General features: G+C 38.9%; 20 protein-coding genes. 7 read left to right on the forward strand and 13 right to left on the reverse strand.

Annotation, left to right across the window (positions count from 1 at the left end):
• Positions 1 to 17: 17 nt before the first annotated feature.
• The gene (locus AC2D3N_RS10830; protein ID WP_079677606.1) at positions 18 to 1,844 is read left to right on the forward strand and encodes a patatin-like phospholipase family protein; all 1,827 of its coding nucleotides are present in this window, start codon (positions 18 to 20) and stop codon (positions 1,842 to 1,844) included.
• 122 nt (positions 1,845 to 1,966) lie between these two features.
• Here the strand turns inward: AC2D3N_RS10830 and AC2D3N_RS10835 are convergent, their stop codons facing one another.
• Positions 1,967 to 3,253 (reverse strand): pentapeptide repeat-containing protein, encoded by a 1,287-nt coding sequence (locus AC2D3N_RS10835; RefSeq protein WP_484693605.1) that lies wholly within the window; start codon positions 3,251 to 3,253, stop codon positions 1,967 to 1,969.
• Between the two features lie 230 nt (positions 3,254 to 3,483).
• Here AC2D3N_RS10835 and AC2D3N_RS10840 point away from each other — a divergent pair, with 230 nt between their 5' ends.
• Positions 3,484 to 4,884: an adenylate/guanylate cyclase domain-containing protein gene (locus AC2D3N_RS10840; RefSeq protein ID WP_079677608.1), complete on the forward strand. Its 1,401-nt coding sequence runs from the start codon at positions 3,484 to 3,486 to the stop codon at positions 4,882 to 4,884.
• An 82-nt stretch (positions 4,885 to 4,966) separates the two neighbouring features.
• Positions 4,967 to 6,439, forward strand: a complete 1,473-nt coding sequence (locus tag AC2D3N_RS10845; protein ID WP_484693606.1) for an MBOAT family O-acyltransferase — start codon at positions 4,967 to 4,969, stop codon at positions 6,437 to 6,439.
• A gap of 46 nt (positions 6,440 to 6,485) precedes the next feature.
• On the opposite strand, the gene AC2D3N_RS10850 is transcribed toward AC2D3N_RS10845, so the two are convergent.
• The 4 genes from AC2D3N_RS10850 to AC2D3N_RS10865 all read right to left on the reverse strand — a co-directional run bounded on the left by AC2D3N_RS10850 (position 6,486) and on the right by AC2D3N_RS10865 (position 10,934).
• Positions 6,486 to 7,808 (reverse strand): four-carbon acid sugar kinase family protein, encoded by a 1,323-nt coding sequence (locus tag AC2D3N_RS10850; protein WP_484693607.1) that lies wholly within the window; start codon positions 7,806 to 7,808, stop codon positions 6,486 to 6,488.
• Positions 7,809 to 7,874: 66 nt separating this feature from the next.
• Positions 7,875 to 8,522: a hypothetical protein gene (locus AC2D3N_RS10855; RefSeq protein WP_079677611.1), complete on the reverse strand. Its 648-nt coding sequence runs from the start codon at positions 8,520 to 8,522 to the stop codon at positions 7,875 to 7,877.
• A gap of 305 nt (positions 8,523 to 8,827) precedes the next feature.
• Positions 8,828 to 9,439 (reverse strand): SLATT domain-containing protein, encoded by a 612-nt coding sequence (locus AC2D3N_RS10860; RefSeq protein ID WP_079677612.1) that lies wholly within the window; start codon positions 9,437 to 9,439, stop codon positions 8,828 to 8,830.
• A gap of 106 nt (positions 9,440 to 9,545) precedes the next feature.
• A complete protein-coding gene (locus tag AC2D3N_RS10865; RefSeq protein WP_079677613.1) occupies positions 9,546 to 10,934 on the reverse strand; it encodes a sensor histidine kinase in 1,389 nt (462 codons plus the stop codon).
• Between the two features lie 398 nt (positions 10,935 to 11,332).
• Here AC2D3N_RS10865 and AC2D3N_RS10870 point away from each other — a divergent pair, with 398 nt between their 5' ends.
• The gene (locus AC2D3N_RS10870; protein WP_026785969.1) at positions 11,333 to 11,656 is read left to right on the forward strand and encodes a DUF3155 domain-containing protein; all 324 of its coding nucleotides are present in this window, start codon (positions 11,333 to 11,335) and stop codon (positions 11,654 to 11,656) included.
• Between the two features lie 346 nt (positions 11,657 to 12,002).
• On the opposite strand, the gene AC2D3N_RS10875 is transcribed toward AC2D3N_RS10870, so the two are convergent.
• From AC2D3N_RS10875 to AC2D3N_RS10890, 4 genes are all read right to left on the reverse strand, one after another.
• Positions 12,003 to 12,539: a cofactor assembly of complex C subunit B gene (locus AC2D3N_RS10875; protein WP_079677614.1), complete on the reverse strand. Its 537-nt coding sequence runs from the start codon at positions 12,537 to 12,539 to the stop codon at positions 12,003 to 12,005.
• Positions 12,540 to 12,594: 55 nt separating this feature from the next.
• Positions 12,595 to 12,969: a PadR family transcriptional regulator gene (locus AC2D3N_RS10880; protein WP_484693608.1), complete on the reverse strand. Its 375-nt coding sequence runs from the start codon at positions 12,967 to 12,969 to the stop codon at positions 12,595 to 12,597.
• A gap of 276 nt (positions 12,970 to 13,245) precedes the next feature.
• Complete coding sequence (locus AC2D3N_RS10885; RefSeq protein WP_484693609.1) at positions 13,246 to 13,953, reverse strand: ATP-dependent Zn protease; 708 nt, start codon at positions 13,951 to 13,953, stop codon at positions 13,246 to 13,248.
• A complete protein-coding gene (locus AC2D3N_RS10890; protein WP_484693610.1) occupies positions 13,953 to 14,801 on the reverse strand; it encodes a M15 family metallopeptidase in 849 nt (282 codons plus the stop codon). Before AC2D3N_RS10890 ends, AC2D3N_RS10885 begins: the two co-directional genes overlap by 1 nt.
• Positions 14,802 to 14,919: 118 nt before the next feature.
• On the opposite strand from AC2D3N_RS10890, the gene AC2D3N_RS10895 reads away from it, so the two are divergent.
• Positions 14,920 to 15,861 (forward strand): AEC family transporter, encoded by a 942-nt coding sequence (locus tag AC2D3N_RS10895; protein WP_079677618.1) that lies wholly within the window; start codon positions 14,920 to 14,922, stop codon positions 15,859 to 15,861.
• Here AC2D3N_RS10895 and AC2D3N_RS10900 read toward each other — a convergent pair.
• From AC2D3N_RS10900 to AC2D3N_RS10910, 3 genes are all read right to left on the reverse strand, one after another.
• Positions 15,858 to 16,517: a class I SAM-dependent methyltransferase gene (locus tag AC2D3N_RS10900; RefSeq protein WP_079677619.1), complete on the reverse strand. Its 660-nt coding sequence runs from the start codon at positions 16,515 to 16,517 to the stop codon at positions 15,858 to 15,860. The two genes, AC2D3N_RS10895 and AC2D3N_RS10900, sit on opposite strands and share 4 nt — an antisense overlap.
• A 125-nt stretch (positions 16,518 to 16,642) precedes the next feature.
• A complete protein-coding gene (locus AC2D3N_RS10905; RefSeq protein WP_484693611.1) occupies positions 16,643 to 17,857 on the reverse strand; it encodes a class I SAM-dependent methyltransferase in 1,215 nt (404 codons plus the stop codon).
• 66 nt (positions 17,858 to 17,923) lie between these two features.
• Positions 17,924 to 20,227, reverse strand: coding sequence for a DNA-methyltransferase (locus AC2D3N_RS10910; protein WP_484693612.1), 2,304 nt, complete (start codon positions 20,225 to 20,227; stop codon positions 17,924 to 17,926).
• Positions 20,228 to 20,386: 159 nt separating this feature from the next.
• Between AC2D3N_RS10910 and AC2D3N_RS10915 the strand changes: the two genes are divergently transcribed.
• Positions 20,387 to 20,713, forward strand: coding sequence for a helix-turn-helix domain-containing protein (locus tag AC2D3N_RS10915; RefSeq protein ID WP_484693613.1), 327 nt, complete (start codon positions 20,387 to 20,389; stop codon positions 20,711 to 20,713).
• A 519-nt stretch (positions 20,714 to 21,232) separates the two neighbouring features.
• On the opposite strand, the gene clpS is transcribed toward AC2D3N_RS10915, so the two are convergent.
• Positions 21,233 to 21,526, reverse strand: a complete 294-nt coding sequence (gene clpS / locus AC2D3N_RS10920) for an ATP-dependent Clp protease adapter ClpS (protein WP_200816716.1) — start codon at positions 21,524 to 21,526, stop codon at positions 21,233 to 21,235.
• 234 nt (positions 21,527 to 21,760) lie between these two features.
• On the opposite strand from clpS, the gene AC2D3N_RS10925 reads away from it, so the two are divergent.
• A complete protein-coding gene (locus tag AC2D3N_RS10925; protein WP_484693614.1) occupies positions 21,761 to 21,949 on the forward strand; it encodes a type II toxin-antitoxin system HicA family toxin in 189 nt (62 codons plus the stop codon).

Here is a 21,949-nt window from a genome sequence, read left to right on the forward strand (position 1 = left end):
TGAAAATTTTAATAGTTATGACCCTAGAAAATACCTCTCCCAACCCTTGTCAAATTTCCCTAAATTTGTCGGGAGGAATTGCCCTCGGAGCTTATATGGCTGGGGTGTGTTTTGAATTAGTTAGACAAGCCAGAAAAGACAATTCTCCCCTATTAATTGATTTGATTACCGGAGCATCTGCTGGGGCAATGACCGGAGCAATTACAGCCTATTATTTATTAAATCGAGAGATTACTGATCCTGAGTATGAATCCCAAAATATCTTACAAAGAGCTTGGGTAGAAAAAGCTGATATGAAAGATATTGATACGGTGTTTGCCATTGAAGATTACCGTCAAGTTTTAAAGAATTTATTTAAAAATCAAAATGAAAGTTTATTATCTCAAAAAGGGATTAAAAATATTGCTAATTTAATTACGGAAAATACCAATCAACTGAAAGTTCATCAACCCTTGGCCTTAGTAATGACGGTTACGAATTTACAAGGGCTATTAGTCACCTATGAAAACAAATGTCGCAATTTTTCCGGTATTCCAGCCGTTAACCATGCAGAAACGCGGCAATTTTTGTTTTATTCTGAGTTAAATCGTCAAAGTGATCGCTTACAAAAAATTTGGAAAAAAGTAATTGATACCAGCCTAATTTCGGGGGCATTTCCCGTTGCATTTCCTCCGATTCAAGATTCATCTAATGTTAAAAGTTATAACTTAAAAAATCTAAGTCCAGCTTATTTTACCATGTGTGATGAATCAAAAAAACAACAGCTAGATCCGAATCTACCGATGTTTTGTACCCAGGAAACCATCAAATTTTGGTATAGTGACGGGGGAATTTTAGATAATTTACCCATTCTCAAAGCCATTGATTTAGAAGCTAGGATTCATTTAAGTTCTTTGCCCAACTCAGAGTATTTAATTCAAGAAGAAGGGGCAGATTTTATTAAATTCAGTCATGATTTTAACAGCAAAATTAAAGCCGAACGAGATCGGCGAATTTATGCTTATGTTTCTCCCTCCTCTTTGGAAAATTTAGAAAGTAAACCCAGCTTAAAAAAGAACAATTTTAATTTATTTGATTTGTTATTTGATGGGCTAAATATTCCTTCTGCTCAACAGGATGCTATGCAGTTAAAACAGATTGTAGAAATTAATCAACAAGTGGATTATAAAGAAAATATATTATCCCTTTTAGAAACTTTGTCCACCGACCCGTCAGGGGAAACTATCTCTCAAATAAAAACCGACTTAGAAAAAGCTATCCCCTATCATCATATTCAATTATCGCCCATTACACCCTTAATTTTGAATCAAATTCCAGGGATTGAAAATGTAGAAGCGCGAGAGCAATTAGAAAATCTCTATAAAAAATTCCGATATTTATTCAAAGCTCCTCTGGTCGAGAAACCTACAAACGTCGATCAACTATTAGCTTCAGATTTTCTCAACGCTTTTGGAGGTTTTTTTGATAGAAAATATCGAGAACAGGATTTTATTTTAGGGAGACTTTGTGGTCTAACTTGGCTCCACTTAAACTTTAATCAAATTGATACCCAAAGTTCAATTTCAAGGTTAAATCAAGTCTTTGATTCCGGTAAAATTCAATTTGATAATCCCAAGGTTAAAGACTTAAAAATTAGTTATAGAATCCGCTTAATTAGACTATTAGTTCGGGGGCTAAGAATGATTACCGTCCAAACTGAAATGAAAAATAGCAAGAAAATTTTACTTTGGTTAGTTCAAGTAATTTTATTGCCATTATTTATATTCATAGAAATTTTATTAACCTTGGCGTTAGTATTTACTGAAATTATCGAAATTTTCTGGGAAAAAATCAATCGGAAATAAAGGATAGGTTGTGGATAGCAAACATTGATTATATCCCCCTGAATCCCTGTTTTTAAGCAGGATTTCAATTCATTTCCCCCCTTTTTTAGTAGGTTTAGGGGGAATCTAAAAGTATAAAAAAATCATCGGTCTAACTTATTGGGAATACCTTCGCACCCTCCGGGAATAGTTTTTCGAGATTTAGAACCGCACCATGCACAACAATAATAACGATTTTCTTCTGATAAATTATCCGCCCCAGTAAAGTCAGCATTTTCCACCACAGCCCCCGTATATTCTCCGGTTTCAAAATTGGGAATTAATGTTCGACTGCGAGGGGAAGCGGTTTCTACAGGGCCATAAAATAGTTTAACAGAACGTAAATTTGCTCGGGATAAATTAGCTTCATACAGAATAGAACGGGCTAAATTAGCGCGGACTAAATTACATCCGGTTAAATTAGCTTTGACTAAGTTAGTATCTGTTAAATCCGTGCGTCTTAGGTCGGTTTCCGCTAAATCTGCCCCCGCTAACATCGCCCCCAAATCAATCACCCGCACCCCATGGGCGCGATCTTCGGCATAATTACCATTACCATCTAACATCGGACGTCCCAGATGGCGATCGCGTTGTAACGGAGTAATTAATCGGGCTTGAGATAAAAACCGGAGAATTTTAGCTTTTCCTTCCGCATCCACACTTTTAATAATAGCTGAGGTTCGTCCTTCTGCAATCACTCTTTCCTGCGGCCAATCTTCTAATAATCCCTGTTCTCCTAAAGCTAAATCAGAAACTCCTTGAAAATAAGCATCAATGGTTTGTTGTTGAGTAATTCGGTTTTGTTGCATCGTTAAATCCCGAGAAATAATATACTGTCTCCAAGCCACATAAACGGCAATAATAGCAATTAAAATTTGACCTAATGCTCCTCCTAAATCACCCAACGCTCCAATTGCATCCCAATTAATAGTAATATTACTAACTTCATTGGGAGTATTCGCATTACTAAAAATAACTAAGCCAATTAAGGAGCCTAAAATCCCAATACAAGCAATAATTAAATTGCGCCAACTCGGGGGAATTAATGTTTTCCAAACTTTTCCCCAATCCGACCAGACTAACCGCAGAGACACTGCTAATGTCGCGAAAGCACTGACATATCCTAATCCAATATTATCAATTCCCAATCCCAAAATCATCAATGCCATCGCCGATAAAACGACCACCGAACCCGATACCTGATTCGGTCGATTGTCCAAAGTCGGGTTTTCAGTTTCGATTTCCCAAGAGTCCACGGAGGAGGGTTGGATCGCCTTCGTCGAGGTTTCCGCTTCTGAAGGCTCAAGAGCAGGTTTAGGCGCTGCACCATTGAGGGTTTCGGAGGTATCCTCCAGTCCTTGAGATGGGGATGAATTTGGCTCTGTTGTCATCAGTTAACCTCTGTTGTGTTCATGCTTACAATTATTTTAATTAAAATTATCCTGATTTTAACTAAATCAGTCTTAACATTGGATCAAGCTTCTAAGGTATGATTTTTTTAGATGCTAATATTTCTGGTAAGAGTGCATGATGTCCGCAATTTTAAATATACAGGTATTGATTATATATAGCAATCTTTACTGTCAACCTTAAAAAAGATATTTGTAGGAGCGATCAATTCATGCCGGAACAACTGAAATTATTAAAACTTTTGAATGCTCGTCTATCTCGAACCATTACAATCTGGGTATTTTTGAGTTTGGTTTTTATTGAAATTTTAATCTTAATTCCTTCAGTATATCAATATCAACAACAACTTTTAAGACAACTTCCGGCAATATCTTCTAGTAAAATTGCTTGGATAATTGAAACCTATCCTTATAGTTCTAATCCTGAACTCTTAAAACAGTTGAGTCATTTACATCATTTGAATCCCGATATTTTAGGAGGAGCCGTTTACCGAACTACGGGGGAATTAATTGGTAAATTTGGCGAGCCTCCTATTTTAACATTTTCACAAGCAATACAGGAGAAAACATTATATTTGCGTCAAAAAAATGGCGATCGCTATGATGTTGTTTGTAATGTTAATCCCATGAACAATAAATATGTGATTATCATTCGTCATGATGCTTCTGATATTCAGAAAGAAACTTATGCTTATATTTTAAGAATTGCAGGTTTAGTTTTAATTATTGCTTTTTTTGTAACATCAACCACTTTATTTATATTGGGGAAAAACGTGATTCTTCCGATTTTAAAACTACGTTTAGATTTAATTGAAGCGGGGAAAGCAATTGTTGATAACAAACCCGTACCCAGATTTTATTCAAAGTTAGTTCAAAGAAATGATGAACTAGGTGATGTAATTGCTACATTTCAAACTATGTTTGAAAAAATTTATCAAGCCACTTTAGAAAGAAATCAAGCCGAAGCCGATTTGCGATTGGAAAAAGATAAATCTGAGAAATTATTACTGAATATTTTACCTTTGGCGATCGCTGAAAAACTAAAAAGGAATCAGGGGTGTATTGCTGATCGCTTTGAAGAAACCACAATTTTATTTGCCGACTTGACCGATTTTACGGGCATATCCTCTCGCAGTTCTCCCACACAAATTGTTACTATTTTGAATGAAATTTTCTCGGAATTTGATCGTCTGGCAGATAAATATGAATTAGAAAAAATAAAAACCATTGGGGATGCTTATATGGTCGCTGGCGGTATCCCTATTCCCAAACCCAATCATGCCCAAGCGATCGCAGAAATGGCTTTGGAAATGCAACAAATTATTCAAAAATTTCGCTATCACGATAATCAATTATTAAATCTTAGAATTGGTATTAATACGGGGCCAGTAGTTGCTGGAGTAATTGGATTAAAAAAATTCAGTTACGATTTATGGGGAGATGCTGTTAATATTGCCTCTCGCATGGAATCTCAAGGTACACCCGGACAAATTCAAGTCAGTCACACCACCTATGAAAAAATTAAAGATAGTTACTTACTGGAAGAAAGAGGTATAATTTTAGTCAAAGGTAAAGGCGAAATGCGAACCTATTGGTTAACAGGGAAACAATAAACCCTAGTTATCACTGCTCTAGTCCTTACCCAGCAGCGTAGTTATCGCAACGACAAACCCTATTCCTATTGTTACCTTATTTATGACCTTTATTTCAGTCACTTATGGAATATTTTTATTGCTTTTATTGGGATTATATTGGATTATTCCTGGGAAATCTTGGCGACTTTTTATTCTATTAATCTCAAGTTTGCTTTTCTATTCTACCTTACAAATTCAATATATCCCCTTACTCCTACTTTGGACAATCTTTAACTTTGGTTTAGCTTTGACAATTGTCGAACCTCAAGAATGGGAAATCCCCCATATTTCTTGGAATCGTCGTCGCACTTTTTTACTCACATTAGGAATTATCATTAATATCTTAATTCTAGTTGGGTTCAAATATTTACCTTTTATTTTCAATACTCTAGGAACAGTCTGGAATATTCCTGTTATTATTAATACCGGAAGTTGGATCGATCAATATGTTATTGCCCCATTAGGATTAAGTTTTTTCTGCTTTGAATTAATCGCCTATTTAGTCGATGTTTATCGAGGCGCGCCCGCCGCCACTTCCCTACTAGAATTTACCGCCTATAAATTATTTTTTGCCAAACTAATATCCGGGCCAATTACTCGTTATCATCACTTAAATAATCAGTTTAAAACCCTAAAATTCCCCATCCCCGAACAAATTGCTGACGGACTCTGGTTAATGGCTAGGGGGGCAATCAAAAAAGGGCTTTTTGCCGATAATATTGGGATTTTAGTAGATTTAAGTTTCAGTAATTTACAACGGGCTGGGAGTGGAGATTTATGGTTAGCAATTTTCGCCTATGGGTTACAATTATACCTGGATTTTAGCGGTTATGTGGACTTAGCCAGGGGAACCGCACTACTCCTAGGATTAACTTTACCCATCAACTTTGATGCCCCCTATTTTAGCACCAGTATCGGAGATTTTTGGCGCCGTTGGCACATCACATTAGGGGATTGGTTACGCAATTATTTATACTTTCCCTTGGGCGGTTCTCGGGTCGGATTATTCCGCACCTGTTTTAATTTAATTCTAGTTATGTTAATCGCAGGAATTTGGCACGGTGCCGCCTGGGGATTTATCATTTGGGGGGGATTACATGGGTTAGCATTAGTAGTTAATCGTCTCACCGAAGCACTATCTAAGCAATTATCAATTACTTGGATTTGGAACAGTTTACCCGGAATTTTAATCGCTTGGTTAATAACTCAGTTGATGGTATTTGCGACTTGGATTTTTTTCAGACTCCCTAATTTACAAGATTCTTGGTTAGTCATCAATCGGTTATGGGGTCATACCGCCGATGTCCAGTTTGCCCATAAAGTTTATGTTGAAGCCTTGGGTTTAGAAAGACAGCATTTGGTGATTTTATTATCCTCTGTTTTTGGATTAATGGCGATTACCACTTTATTAAATCGAGGGTTAAAATTAGAATTAAATTGGACAGTAAAATTAGCCTTGGTTCCCTTGAGTTTCTTCACCGTTTGGTTATTAGCACCCGCAGGGGGTTTACCTTATATTTATTTTGATTTTTAAGGAGATAAAATCAAAATAAATTAAGCGAAGTCCACCCTCTGTTTACTTAGGTTTGGGGTTGACTTAAACGTTGGTAAACCGTGGCTAAACCCTTAGCATCTCCAACATTTCCAGGGAATAAAACAACAGGTAAATTGGGATAGAGGGGATGACTAGATGATGTTTTAACCATTGAACATCCGGCTAATACTTGACCTAATAATCGGGCTGTTTTTAATGATAATCCTTTACTCAAAACATCATTAGAAGTAATTCCGCCTTTACTAATTAAAAATCCAATATCTGGCGGTAAACCTCTGACAATATCCATCAGTAAATCTGAAACTTTACTCCCAAAGGCTAATCGAATTTCTACCGTATCAAATTGTAATTCTTGACGACTGGTATAAATAACTGGGGTTTGACCTTGATGATGAATCACAGAAACTTGGTCTAAAATCTGTTGTAATAGTTCCTGTCTTTGAGTCTCACTTTCTTCTAATAAATGGGAAACATCTACCTCAATTCCGACTATTCCAGATTCTTGCAATAACTGTTCTAATTGTTGGGTAGATTTTTTAACATGGGAACCCATAATCACCACACCCGGCTTACCATTTCGGGTATATTTTGCCATTTCTTCGGCGGGAATCGGTTGATTTCCTAAAGCAGCTAAAGAGGTTAAAATACTCGCTGCACTGCGGAATAAAAAGCGTTTTCCCTGACTAGCAGCGGCAATAATATCCGAGGCAAATTGATCAAAATCCCCTTGATTTTCCCCATCGACGACCACACATTGATTCTCCGTTAAGCCCATTAACCGAGCTAAAGTTCCTGCTCGCATATCCGATAGCAAAAATTGTTCTACTTTTTCCGAAGGAATCAAACCTTTGGTTTTTTCAGTGACATAATCGGGTAAATAACTATGTTGATAAGCAAAGACAGAATCCTTCGCAAATTCGGTTAAATGAACCGGGGTTTCTACGCCATCAATGATTAAATAATGAATACTATTGCGGGTAATTCTTCCTCCTTCAAAAAAAGCCGGAACTAGAAAATGGGCATCAAAGGGGCCAAGTTCCTCCGCAATCACATCGGTTTCTACGGGATAGTGACCTCGTAGGGTAGAATCGGAACGACTGACCACCAGAAAGTCGGTGATGGACTCGCTGGCGAGGGCTAGTTTCAGATTTTGGGTGACTTCACGGGTGACCGCGGCTGCTTGGTCTGGGGTTAGGGCTCTGGTGTTGGTCAGAATAAAGAAAATCGGGGATTGGTCAGCCAGTCCAATTCGCAGGGTATCGACATCCCACTGGGTCAGAAGTAAGCAACTATGGACGGTTTGAGAACCTGTGGGGTCATCATCGAGAACAATAATTTTAGGTCGCATTGGCGTTCTGATCAAAATTTGTTGAGGTTATGGGAGGGTTTTCACCGGATAAAAAAAGCCTAGCATTTAATGGGAATTTTGTTGCTCCTGAAGTTGTTTTAACAGTTGATGAACTTCCGAAGCTATTTCAAAGGCTTGATACAGGAGTCTTCCTTGTTCTGTTGTTGGTTTTTCAGTTTGCAATACGGTTAAGGAGGTGAAGTTTAGATCAAAAAGTTCTGGATTTTGCTCAATAAATTTTTTATGTTTTTTTAAGATTCGTTCTATTTTTAATCCTCTAATTAATTCTATTCTAATTAGTTTTAGGGCGTGAATAATAGCATCTTGATTGTCTAATTTTGCTTGGGGATGTTCCGTTGCTTCGAGTTGATGATAAATGTTTAAGGCTTTAACAATACTATTATAATTATCTACTTGATTCAATAGTTTAACACACTGAGGACGAGTTAAGGTTAGCCAAATTTTAATGATATCCTCAAGAACCAATAGAATAATTAGGATTAAGTAAATGACAATAAAAATTAAGGCAAGTTCTGGAAAAATTAAACTCCAAATCCCATAACTAATTAATAATAATCCAGCAATGACTAAGGTTTTTAATCCTTCCCCAATAAGTTTTTTAGCTGTCCCTGGTCGATACAGCAAATTTTTGTTAATCCCACTCCAATGCTTGAGTTCCCCTGGAGTAATTTCTAATCCATCTAAATCAGTCATCAGTTATCAGTCATCAGTTATCAGTTAAAGAGTTTACAGTTAAGAAGTTATCAGTTAATAAATTAACAGTTAACTATTAAGGTGGGAGCGGATTTAAATTGGCTATCCAGGAATCGCAAAACCCTCGTGGTGAGAGCGTCCTCCATCACTAGATTTTATATTTTAAATGCTGAACAGATCAACTCTTACACTGATAAGTACCTAAACAAAATTAATTACAAATCCTCTAACCTGTTCCCTGTTCCCTCTCCCAACTAGGTAATTTATTTTGCACAAGCACTTAACTGATAACTGAATAACTGTTTTTACTGGTTTCCAATTTTTTTTACAGCGACTGGCATAAGTTTTTGTACTGCATTATTAGTATTTATCGCCTTTTGATAAGCCCATTCTGGACAAGCGGGTAGGTTTTTTTTACTTTCACTATAAATAGAATTAAGCTGAGTTAAATCATTAAATTCTTCTTGAATAGAGCGAGGTTCTAATCGACACTTGAGAGTAAAAGAATCATATTGATCTGCCATTTGTTCATAGACCCGAGAAGCATTCAAATGATTATTAGCTCTACCATTAGGATCTAAAAAAGTCAGTAAGGGGGCGAGAATTGCCACTAAAACTGCAATCACTACAGATAGTAATTGATACTCTCCCCCTAAACTATTAATAGCTTGTACACTAGCAATGGCAGCTAAAATTGTACTGGGAATCCCGATATAAAGATGGGCGGTTGACCAACGAATTGAAACATCAATATGGGCTTGACTCAACACCCGACAAAGAATTTTTCGCTCAATGGCACGATCGGTGATATCTTTCTGAACAATATAAGGGAGAGGCTGGTTTAAACTATCCTCAGAATCAGTGGAGGAAGTCGTGGGTTGATCAATACTATTATCAGGGCTACTGGATGCACTCATGGTTTTTTATAGCGGGGAATAGGGAATAGGGAAGAAAATATTTCACCCTCTAGGTTTGAACATCCTTTGGGATGAGGGAAAGATGGGTTGAGAAACAATAATTCTATCAAATTAAGTTCAATTCTTGATCCGGGATTGCCACCTGCACCCAAACTATAAATGTTGTTCCAGGGGAAGTATTATCAGTACAAACCCTATCCTCGGATATCCAAGCCCGATGGACGGGAGAAAAGACTTGAATTTCTCCTTGCATCTGTTGTACAAAGGCTTTAGCGATCGCTAACCCTAAACCCGTCCCCGGAATCTCAGAATTTCCCTGAACACCGCGATAGTGACGTTCAAACAGATGCTCCAAATCTTCGGGGGGAATTCCTGGGCCACTATCACTAATACCAATACCCACTTGAGATTTTAGGGTTTTTCCTCCGACTAGGGAAGGAGAGGCCAGTTGAACTCGAATATAGAGTTTCCCGCCAGCAGGAGTATATTTTAAGGCATTATCGAGGAGATTACTCAAGACTTCCCGCAGGGCTTTAGCATTCCCTTGGATGGGGGGCAGGTTTTCAGGCAGGTCAACTTCACATTCTAATTGTCGTTCCTGGGCGATCGCCTGAGCCGATACAATTAAAGGAGATAATACCTCCGACAATAGTAGGGGTTCGAGTTGATCACAAGCGGGTAATAGGGGTAGGGCAGGTGTCGGGAATAGGGACGCTTGGGCTTTGGGTGTGGCAACTTCCACCGTTAAAGGCAAACTCAGGGAGGTTTGAGTCTGTTCTAAGGTCTCATCCGCCTGTGCTAATAATTCTTGAATCCGATCACTCTCGCGTAAAATACTATTAGCAATAGGATAGTTTTTATCTTCGGGTAGCAGTCGCTTTAATAATAATTTACCAAAGGTACGAACAGCCGTTAAAGGGCTTTTGAGTTGATGGAATATATTATGCAGTGTATCGGCTTGCTGCCCTTGCAGTTGTTGTTGTCGGTCTATTTGTTGCTGGAACCATTGGGCGCGTTGATCTAAAATACAGGCAAGGGCTAAGGTATGGGCGATCGCTTGGAGTTGAGCATATTCCTCCGGGTTCCAGGGTCGGTCATTGCGTCCAGTTACCAAAAATCCCAAAACCACATCCTCTTGAATTAAGGCTAAAACCTTTTGACTCCGTTGTTGCCAAGGAGCTTCTGCTTCCACCTCTGTTTCCGAAAAATCATCCATTTCCACCGCAGGCATTAAAACTTTTGTTTTCCCTGTGACTTCTGTGGTTAATAGCGGGGGTGAGACAGAGATTAGGGTTTCGGGCAAACCCGTCAAACCCGGAATATCCAAATCATCCAGGGATGTTTCAGGATAGGTGGCAATGGGGATCAATTTTTTATGTTCCTCATCTACCCACGCCTCTGCTAAATAGACTACACTCAAGGAAGCGCCCAAACTCGCCGTTAACGACAGTTGGGTGCGACACAGTTGGACAAATTCAGCACTGGCTGTGAGCATAGAATTCAACGGGCAAGAGGTAATGGTTAATTACGGATTACGAATTACGAATTACAAATGGGTTATGGATTATGGATTATGGTTATGGATTATAGTTTACCTGCTCCCCCTGCCTCCCCTGCTCCCCCTGCTCCCCCTGCCTCCCCTGCCTCCCCTGCTCCCCCTGCTCCCCCTGCCTCCCCTGCCTCCCCTGCTCCCCCTGCTCCCCCTGCCTCCCCTGCTCCCCCTGCTCCCCCTGCTCCCCCTGCTCCCCTGCTCCCCCTGCTCCCGATCCCCTTCTTTATCGATTTGTGTCAATCTATTAAAACAGCTTGATATTTTGAACTAGAACAGATATAATTCCCTCGGATTTTGTAGCTATATTTACAACCCGCCTGCTTAAAAAGGAGGTCAACAAGTTGGCTAGAAGACGTAAGCGTAAAAGCCGTCGCAGACAAGAAGGACGTAGGATTTTAGAATGTGTGCCTCAATATAGCATTTCAAGTGGCGAAGATAAACCCGTAACGGCCGCTCGTAAGTTTATCCATGCTGAAGGAATTATTCCTCCGGCTTTGCTTCTTGTAAAACGAAATGAGCATACCACAGATCGATACTTCTGGGCTGAAAAGGGTCTATTTGGAGCCCAGTACGTTGAGGAGAATCACTTTTTATTCCCCAGTTTAAAACAGCTTGTGGAGAAGGCCACATTGGTTTCCTCTGCTTCCCCAGCTAAGGGGGTTTGAAATCGAGATGTTGTCTGCAACATCCCATCCTCTAAATGAAAGGATTTCATATCCAGAACTTTTCTTGAGCCGTGACACCTGATGAGAGCCATGATTAATATGAGCTTCACTCCTTAACTCTGATAAGGCAGGCGCGAGGGAAAAAAATTAGTCCGTTGATTCTGGGTGCTGGTTGGGATGAATTTCTCTCGATTCTTGCTCTTTTTGGTGGAATTGCTCCCAACCCCAGTGCCACGAATCAAAATTGTTCTAATTTTGGCAATTGTATCCTGAATCAAGATTCAAGACCGTTGGCATCGTTATCATGTTTGCGGTTTTGAACCTAATGGGGATGTCAGTAAATGAATCAAAATGATTCCCAAGGTTTGAGGTGAAGGGCTTGTTTGAGCATCGCCAGTTCGTCTCGGTGGGCAGTTACGGTAATCAAACTTTGAGTTTGTTGGCCCTGATCAATGACGGCATCTAGCCTGAGACAGACCTGTTCTGGACGCCCGGAGCCTTTCCAATAGAACCAACCGGCTAGGGGCGAAAGCAACACCAGTCCCCAAAACAGTTTGCCTAGGTCGGGCATAGCCATCGATAGGACTAACCCCAAACATAATAGTCCCACGGCTGTTAATAGGGTGAGGAAGATAGCCAAGAACCAACTGGGCCGGACTAACCCCTCAAAGGTGATTTGATTTTCTTCCCGATTTAACGCCGTAATCCGATAGGCTCGGGATGCAAAATGCTGCTGGATTTGTGTGAGCAAGGAGTCTGCTTCCTGTTCGGCAATCAGTTTTTCCTGTTCTATCCGATCTTTAGTTGAAGCTCGAACAAAAAAGAATAAACCAATAACCATTAACAGGGTCAACACAAAAGTAGAAGGGATTACCGGAGTCATAAGAAATGAAGTCAGTCTAGTTTTAACCTAACGGCCGAGAAGTCCCTCAGCGTATTTAGAGGGGATGTAATTGATTAATTTGTAGTTTACCTTGGCTAGAGGTGTATTCGTACCAAAGTCCAGCCAACTCTTGGGCCTGGGGCTGATGTTCCGGCAGAATTTGATACATTCGGCGAGGGCGTCCCCGACCTTCAACCTTTTGCCAGTATCCCGTAATCGTTCCTTGTTTTTCCAAAAACTTGAGGGCGCTGTAAAGAACCGTATCGGATAATCTATAGTTAGAATGTTCCTGCTCCAGTTGTTCAATTAGTTCAGTTCCATAGGAGTCCCTTTGGAGAAATACAGATAAGATATAGCAAACTGCCAGTTCTTTATTCAGATAGATAGGTGGCGGTTCTTGGAAAAATTGATAGATTTCTTCAAAGGTCATAGAATTCTCCCCTTTGCTTGAGTGATCGGCAGTTGTCCGGTCGGGCGATTCTCTGTATTCTTGCTTTCGCTCTCCTCTATTAATAGCAGCATTGATCAATTATTGCTGCATCCAAATTAGCTAAGTAATCGCCCAAAAGTTAAGTTAATGGTGAAGATTAGGCAATGGGCAATGGGCAATGGTAAAGCATTCGGTCATTTTTACAGTTATTTACAGGGTTAGGTTGATTAATGCCCCACTACTTATTTTCCGCTCCTCTAACCTTGTATTTTAGATTTAACTCTCAACTGTTAACACCCCGCCTCCATCTTTAAAATCTTTGATCCTTCGACAACAATCTTCTACGGAAGCCCGATTTCTCATGGCTTCCACTAAATCAAAATAAGCCACTTTGTGAGTTTCAATTAATGTTTTAGCCTGTAATATTGCCCAACGCTCCTTGATTTTAGCTTCACTCAAAGGGCACTGTAGCTGAGTCCAAATTGCTATAATTTTATCTCGATCTTCCCGTCCTCCTTCGGCTTTTTTAAATATTAAAGTTTCTGCGGCAATTCCCGCCATCCAAACTGCACAATAACGATCTAAAACCTGAGAAGAAATCTGACCCTGCTTTAATTGTTCCCATAAAAGTTGATCGGCAAACTGCACCCCTCCTTGAGCTTTAAATCCTTGTTTAAAGGCTTCCCAGCCATTTAAGGCATATCCCTGAACGGGAATTTCCATCAAATAGGCTACCAAAAAATGTCCCGCTTCATGGTGTAAAATTCGCTCCCGAGTAGATGCGGAAGTTCCCGCCAACCCATCCACTAATAAACTCGCCCCCTGACCTTGAAACTGAAAAACATCTAAAGTGGCAACCCCCAATAAAAAAAAAGTAATCCCCGCTGGAATAAAGGGCGAAATATTTAATACCGGACTTAATAACACCGATAGAGTCATACAGAAAACACTAATGGCAATTAGATTTAAACTGGTGGTTCTCATCAATTTTCCTTTTGGTTTCTGGCCCTATAAAAAGTTTCTAAACTATGGCGGTCTCCAACAAAACGCCAATGCCAAGGTTCATAACTGACTCCCTGGGGATTGTCTTTAGGAAAGGATAACTCAAAACTATGAAAAGCGGCATGATCTTTTAACCATTGAAACGCCGGGGTTTCTTCAAAACTTACATTCAAATCCGTAGAGGGTCTGCCCCCATCTCCAATATCAATGGCATAACCCGTATGATGTTCACTATAACCCGGAGGAGCGCTAACCTCTGCCCGTTTCGTCGTCACCTGTCCCCGTTGGGCTTTTATTTCAAAAAAGATCGTTTCCTGGTCTTTAACACTGCGAAAGGTGGAAATCGGAACTAAACTGACCCCACTTGCCCTGGCATCCTGTTCCATTTCCTGATAGGCTTTGGCGGCAGCTTTGCGTAACCGATGTCCCCCATCGGCCGTAATACTTTTTAACTCTGATTCTGGTGCTTCTTGATAGGGGAGATGACCCAATAAAGTGTCGGGAAGGGTCGGAGTTGGGTTTGGGGAACTCGTTGGCGGGGGAGTTGAAGACAAAGACGCAGAAGGTGATGGCGGAATCACAGGAATTGGGGTTTGGACTACGGGAATATCAGACCGAGGAGCCAGAATTCCAAATTGATAATTCATAACTAACGCGGTACAGAAGGCTACCACGGCTAACCCTAGCATTTTCCAGAATAGCCCCGGCTTCCCAGAGGAGCCAGAGGAAACCACCGGAAGCACGGGAATATCTCGTATCGCCTCTGGAATATCTTCTGTTACTCCATCGGCTAAGGTTTGGGCTTGTTTCGGTAGACTAGAATTCTTCAACGGTTTGACTCCTGACATCCATCAAAGTCTCAATTCTATTAGATCATCCCCTATTTAGTCATCCATCACAAGCAGTTGTCAGTCAACAGCCAAGGATCAACAATTTAACTTAATCTTTATGTCTAATTCTGTAAGTCAACTTTTAACGCTTTATCAATGGCTAATTGGGGGCGTTTTAATCGGATGGATTTTGGGTCAAAAATTGCCTGAGATTGTTCCCTATTATTTAGGTAAAATTTTATATTGGGGTGTGGTTCCGATTGCCATTATTGCCTTTTTAAGAAAAGCTGATTTATCTGGTTCGATATGGATTGCTCCCTTAGTGGCTTGGGCTGCTATTTTCCTCGGCGCGGGGTTAGCGGGGATAGGGTTGTACTGGCAAAGCCGGATGCCAAAATGGGATATTTTGCCCCTATCTCTCCCCGCCCAAGGGAGTTTTTTATTGGCGGCTATGGTAGGGAATACGGGATATATTGGTTTCCCTGTGAGTTTAGCATTAGTCGGCCCGAAATATTTTGGCTGGGCGATATTTTATGATGGATTAGGAACGGTGATTGGAGCCTATGGGTTGGGGGTAGCTTTAGCTGCTCGGTTTGGTATGGGAAAACAAGACCCTTGGCAATTAGTTGGGGTGTCATTAACTAATCCGGCTTTAATTAGTATGGTAATTGGTTTAATGGTGCGGAATATCCCTTTATCTGAGCCGATAGAACAGGGGTTAAGAGGGATTGCTTGGGGGAGTGTGGCTTTAACTTTAGTGTTAATGGGAATGCGTTTAAGTCAGCTTAATTCTTGGCATCATTTCCGACCGGCTTCTGTTAGTTTAGCGATTAAAATGTTAATTGTGCCTTTAGTTTTAGGTTATGGATTAACACTATTGGGATTAAAGGGATCTCCGTTATTGGTTTTGGTCTTACAAATGGCAACTCCTCCGGCTTTTGCAACTTTAGTATTAGCCGAAGCCTTTAATTTAGATCGAGAATTAGCCGTTACTAATTTAGCTTTGGGTGCTGCACTCTTATTATTAACCTTACCCCTATGGTTGTTTTTATTTGGCTAAGGAAGATAGGAACGTTCGGCTGTCCAATGGCGGTCGGAAGATTGATAAATTCTCGTGTTTTCTAAACCCACAGATTCTATAAAATTAATAATTTCATCTAAAGTATAAGCCGCCTTTAATGAATCTCGAAATAATTTTTTCCGATGATCATTACAATCTCTCGCATATTGTTCAACTAAACTATTAAGTTCTGTTTCGCAACTTGGACGAGTTAAATCTCTTAGAAATATTCCCCCTTGGGGTTTTAATACGCGCTGAATTTCTTGAAAAAATAGCAGAGGATCGGTTAAATGATGAATAATACTATTGGAAATCACCATATCAAAGGTAGCATCGGGATAGGGTAACTGCTTGGCATCGATTTGTTCTAATTTAATTTGCTGCTCTAACCCCGCTTGCCCAATATTTTGATTGCCAATAAATAGCATATTTGCCGATAAATCAATTCCGGTAATTTGCCATTGCGATCGCCTTTGAGCAATTAAAATCGGAATTCGGGCTGTCCCAGTTCCCGCATCTAATATTAATCCGGTTTCTGGCCCTAATTCGATCGCCATTTCTGTAAATTCTTGATTCACTTGGGTAAAATCCATGGCATCATATTCGCTGGCTTCTTCCCAACTATCCATGACTTCCGGTTCCGGGATACGTTCCATAACTGTTATTCAGATAAATGTGATCTCACTGCTTTTATTCCTAATCTTATAGGAGCGGTTTTGTTTCCAAACCCCAGATCAAATCAGGTTTGGAAACGGTTGTTAAATCGCCGTTAACTTTCGGGTTAATTCTGCTTGATTGATAATAGAATTAAATGTCGATTGAAAAGCGATCGCACCCCCTCTAAATCAAAAGAGATTTGAGTTAAAATTTCCCCAACGGTTCGAGGAGATGCTGAATTTTGATCACAGGCTTTGAGAAACTCAAATTCCGCATCGGATAAACTGACAATTTGATAATTATAGTCAAATAAATTTTGACTTGGCCAGCCATTCATACAAGGACTGCGTTCAGGAATAGCAGCTAATAATGCCTGATCACTTGACCAATTATTCCTGGGTAAAGGGGAACGTCCGAGGAAGAATTCATAATGACTAATCTCAGGATCAAGGAGTTCAATTAAACGATAGCGTTGGCGATCGCTCAATTGACTCGCCCGTTCTAGCAACTCCGGTGAGTCCCCAATTAAGCGCTCTAAGTTCCAATAATTTGGATTAGAAAAACCGATAAATTCCAACCCCGAAGCATCAATTAACTCAAATAAACTATCAATATTGTAGTCAATTTCTTGAGGATGGACATACATATCCGCAAAACATTCATCCCGCTGATTTTCTAATCCCCAGCGTTTAGATTCATAAGTGACTAAGCGATTTTTTTCCGGTAGAGCTTCAAAAATCTGACGACCAATTTTTACCCCATCTTTATAGTCTCCCCGTTTTTCTCCTTGTAAAAGGGCGATCGCTTTTTGCATCAACTGAACTTCCCAGCGTCCCAATTCAGCGTAGACAAAAATGTGGATTAACCCCCCAGGGGCCAACTTTAATGCTAAGGTTTGAATCCCGCGAATTGGATCGGGTAAATGGTGCAAAACCCCAACACAGTTAATAAAATCAAACTGTCCCTCCAACTGTCCTGCATCATAGAGACTCAAACGGCGAAATTCCGGGGAGGGAGTTCCGTGAGTAGAAATCCCAGACCGACTACAGCGTTCTATGGCTGTTTGGATCGCCCCTTCACTTAGGTCAATCCCGAGAACCGAGGCTTCTGGGTTAAGTATAATTAAATACTCCGTACTTGAACCCGTACCGCAGCCTGCATCTAAAATACGGATATCAAGATTTTGGGGCTTCTGACCCGTACAAAAACTATAGGCCACTGGCCAAGACCATCGCCAGTTGTACCCAGGGGGCGGTTCATCCAGTAGGGGGTCAGGGGGAAAGGGATAGGTGTCATAAAGTCGTTTAACCGCAGAACTAACTTCTTCCATCGTTGTCATCCATTAAAAAATTTAGTTTCATCCGCCAGGGTAGCAGAGGATGGGTTTCAGATACTATCATTAAAATTAATTACAAAAAATTTCCGTATCAAACAAGCTCCTCTGCAAAGGTTTAATAATCTGAGTGTTGAGTAAGTTTAGAGATAGATCGCAGTAATGTTGATGTAACTCAATATTAATAGATGTACGAGATTCTCTAGCAGCAACCCTACCCGTAGTCATACTCCCGGCAAAGGGATCTAATATGATATCTTCAGAGGGTACAATAGAAAAAAGAAGTTTGGGAAGTGCTTCAGGAAATGGCGCACTATGACCATAAATATTTTTACCTCCAACCATTTTCGTTACAGGTTTTTCTTGAATAACTTTCGGGAGTTTAGATATATCGAAGGATGGATAACCTTTAGAAAATATTAGGATGTGTTCCCAACAATTTAAGGGAGCCTGATAATAAGGAGAGTCATTACCTTGATTGAAATTTCTGTGACCCTCAATTTCTCCCTTATCCCATGCAATGTTTCCTAAATGGGTAAAACCAATATACCTAAAAATAAAGCTAATATAGCTACTTAAAATCAGTCTTTTTTTACCCATATCCGAAAAAACTATAATATTTTCATTATCAAAGTAGTCAAATATATTAAATAAGTATGGTGCTCCATACTTTAAACATCTAAAAACCTCCTTTGATATGTTGTACATATCGTACAAATAGCAATAAATATTAGACCACTGAGAATATTCTCTGGCATTATAGTATGGAGGCGATGTTACTGCGCCTCCTATAGATTCACTGTTTAATTGGTGAAGCACCTGAAAGGCATCTCCTTGATATAAAGTTACCTCTGGAACGTTAGATAGATTCAAAATTAAACATTGTTTTTCATGTTCTTGATCACAGATAAATCGCTTAAAAAATGAAAGCTCTCTATATTCTTTTGCTAGTTTATTATCTAAAATTTTATTGTATTTATTGTATAGAAAATATGAATTTTGGTATTTTATATTTCTTCCAAAACTTTCATTTTCGAGACTTACTTGATTAGAATAAATGACCACAGTATCGCCATATAATGAATAAGATTTTATTAAAAATAAAAAAATATCGGCAATTGAAGAAGTTTTTACTATATCTCTCCTCCATTTTTTTATAATTTCTTTTGGAATTATATTCCTATCATCTAAGATAGCTTGTTGCCTGATAATAGAAGCCAGGGAATAACGCTTTCCTCTATTATATTTGCTTTTTTCTCCACAAAACAGATTTTTACACTCAAAGCTTCTGACACCAAGTATAGGATAGGAATTACCTTGAACTTTAAATGTTCTGCATTTTGGACAAGGAATCAGAGTTTCATCCCGTTCATTTTTTTCAAAAAGAAGAACGGTTTTTTCTTGCTGATCTACATAAACAAGATAACAGTCTTTATAGGTAAATCCCTCATTACCCTTCTGAAACTCACAGGTTTTCCGATCTAAATTCTTGATATAATCTATTGTTTGACGCTCTACTTCTTTCCATCTGAAGTAAGTGCGCTCTATAGGTCTTTCTAAAAACTTTTCACAAAAAATTGTGATATCTGCAATTAAGCTCCATTTGCAGGAAAATTTATCTCCTATAATTATTGCTAAATAACAATGATTTGTTAATTCGTCATAAATTTTAGTAATTTGATCAATTAGTTGACTGAGAATTCGATCATAATCCTGGAGTTCATCAAAAAAATTATCGACATCAATTATTGAAAGTCCCTGATCTCTAGCAACTTGCTTACTATGGAAATATTTAAGATGTTCCCAATAGTTTTTAAAATATCTCTCTTGACAATTTTTATTAACAGCTTTATGAATAGTATCTTCAGATACACAATAAAAAATATATGAACAAAAAATAGATTCAATTATATTTATGTATTTTTCTTTTTCTTTTTCTTTTAATAATTTGTCTAAGTCAATAAAATCTCTGTTTTTTTCTCTTTCAACTTTAGTTGCTAAAATCACAAGATATCCCAGGTATTGATGGTGTTTGAAAATATCAGAAACCCATTCATTGAAATTAATTTCAGGACGATTGATGGCTTCTTCTATCTCTAATTTTTGATGATAGTTAAATATTTCTCCCTTCTTGGCTGCTTGATCGATAAAATATCGATATACTTTTCTGTTTAATTCCAGTCTTTCATTGATGACAAAAATTAAGGATTGTTTTATATGGTTGACATCACAAATATCTTTTGGAGAAAAGAAAACTAAGTATTCTTCTAGCGCCTGTAGCATATCCTCAGAAGGTTTCCAGCTAGTTAAAGTCCATTCTTGGAAATTAGCAATCAATTTATTGACCAGCACTTTTCTTTCCATTTCAGTTGACATAACATTTATCCTTGCTGACAGAATTGAAACCTTTACTATGTAAAAATTTTATCGCTTTACTATCGCTTTACTGCATCTTCATAACTTTTTATGCTATTTTCGCATATTTTGGCTGTCATGTCAAGGTTATATTGAACACTGCCTCAATGTCAATTTCGCATGGCTTTATCAGATCGATTAGATCGGCGTAGTAGATCAAATGACTACAACATAAATACCGAGAGAAATAAAGGACACCCAAAGACCATCTTTCGAGCTGAATATCTTCAATTGCTTGGAATTTTAAGGAGTGCGCGGGAGAAACGAAGGCTTTCTCAAGCCGAGCTTGGGATGCTAGTTGGTCAAGATCAAACGTTTGTCTCCAAATATGAAAATGGTGTGCGGAGGCTCGATTTTTTGGAGACTCTGGATATTTGTAGGATACTCGAAATTGACATTCACATTCTCATAGAGGAATTAGAAAATGGAAATCGGTCAATACCCTGACGACAGCAAAAATTGGTCAGATGAGGATTGGTGTAACTTCCTAAATGATTTGGTTAATCGCGGTTTAATCTCAAAGAAAACTAATGTGGTTACTTTTTACTAAGCAACCTTCTACCTATCAAGAGTTTAAAGATTTATGTAGAAACTATGGTCTGACTATGGCGGATATAAGATTTCAGGAAGCTTGGGCAATGGCTAAATGGCTAGAAAGAGAAGAAAAGTATTGTATTAGTGATGACTCCCTATATTAGTTCTGGGTTAAGGCAGTCTAGCAAATTATTTCACTTGAACCGCCCTCCGGTTGTAAAATTTGACATAACATCCACAACCGCCCCATCAAACAATAACCAAATCTGGTATTTCTGTTGGGTGAATTCCTAAATGATCCCCCTTAATTCCTCCCTTTTTCATGGGGGATGATCGTGGTTCGTTTATAATTAGATTTTATCTCAGCATAATTTAGAGGTGGTGCGTAAGCGCAGCACACGCACCCAAATTTCCCGTTAATTTTAATCAATATTAAGCCTTTTCTAAAGGTGCCATGGTTAACCCTTCCCGACTTAATTGTTGATGATATAATTCCGCTTGTTCTTGGGGGCCAACCCATACCGTCGCTTGACCTTCATAATGGATTTGATTTGTTAATTCCCAGGCGCTATCGGCTGTCATCCCGGGAATATATTTCATCAAACAATGACTAACGTGTTCAAAGGTATTAAAATCATCATTCAAGACAATAACTTTATAATTAGGATAGAGTTGATTAATAGTTTGACGAGAGCGAGTAGGTGCAATTGTCGGTGAACTGGTCATCCCCCGAATGAATGCGAAAATTTCTGTATTCATATCAATAACCCTAATTTCAAACACAATACAAATTAAACAATAATTTTTTATACTCTCAACCCAAACCTGAATAATTGAGGTTTTTGGCAGTGATTTAGAATCATTATACCTTAAAATGAGTATTTTGGTTATCAATTGGTTAGAAATGATTTTAAGGACTGGTGATGATCCAGATGCAGTTGCTAATTGAGAAAATGATACATGGAGAGTAGAAAAATTATCAAGAAATTACAACAAGATGGATGGTATCAAGTCGGTGTTACTGGCAGTCATTATCATTTTAAACATCCTGTAAAATTGGGTAAAGTTACTGTACCCCATCCGAAAAGGGATATTCCGATTCAAACCTTAAAAAGTATTGAAAAACAAGCTGGAATTAAATTAACATAA

This window comes from Planktothrix sp. PLAVEN19ND, assembly GCF_057220675.1.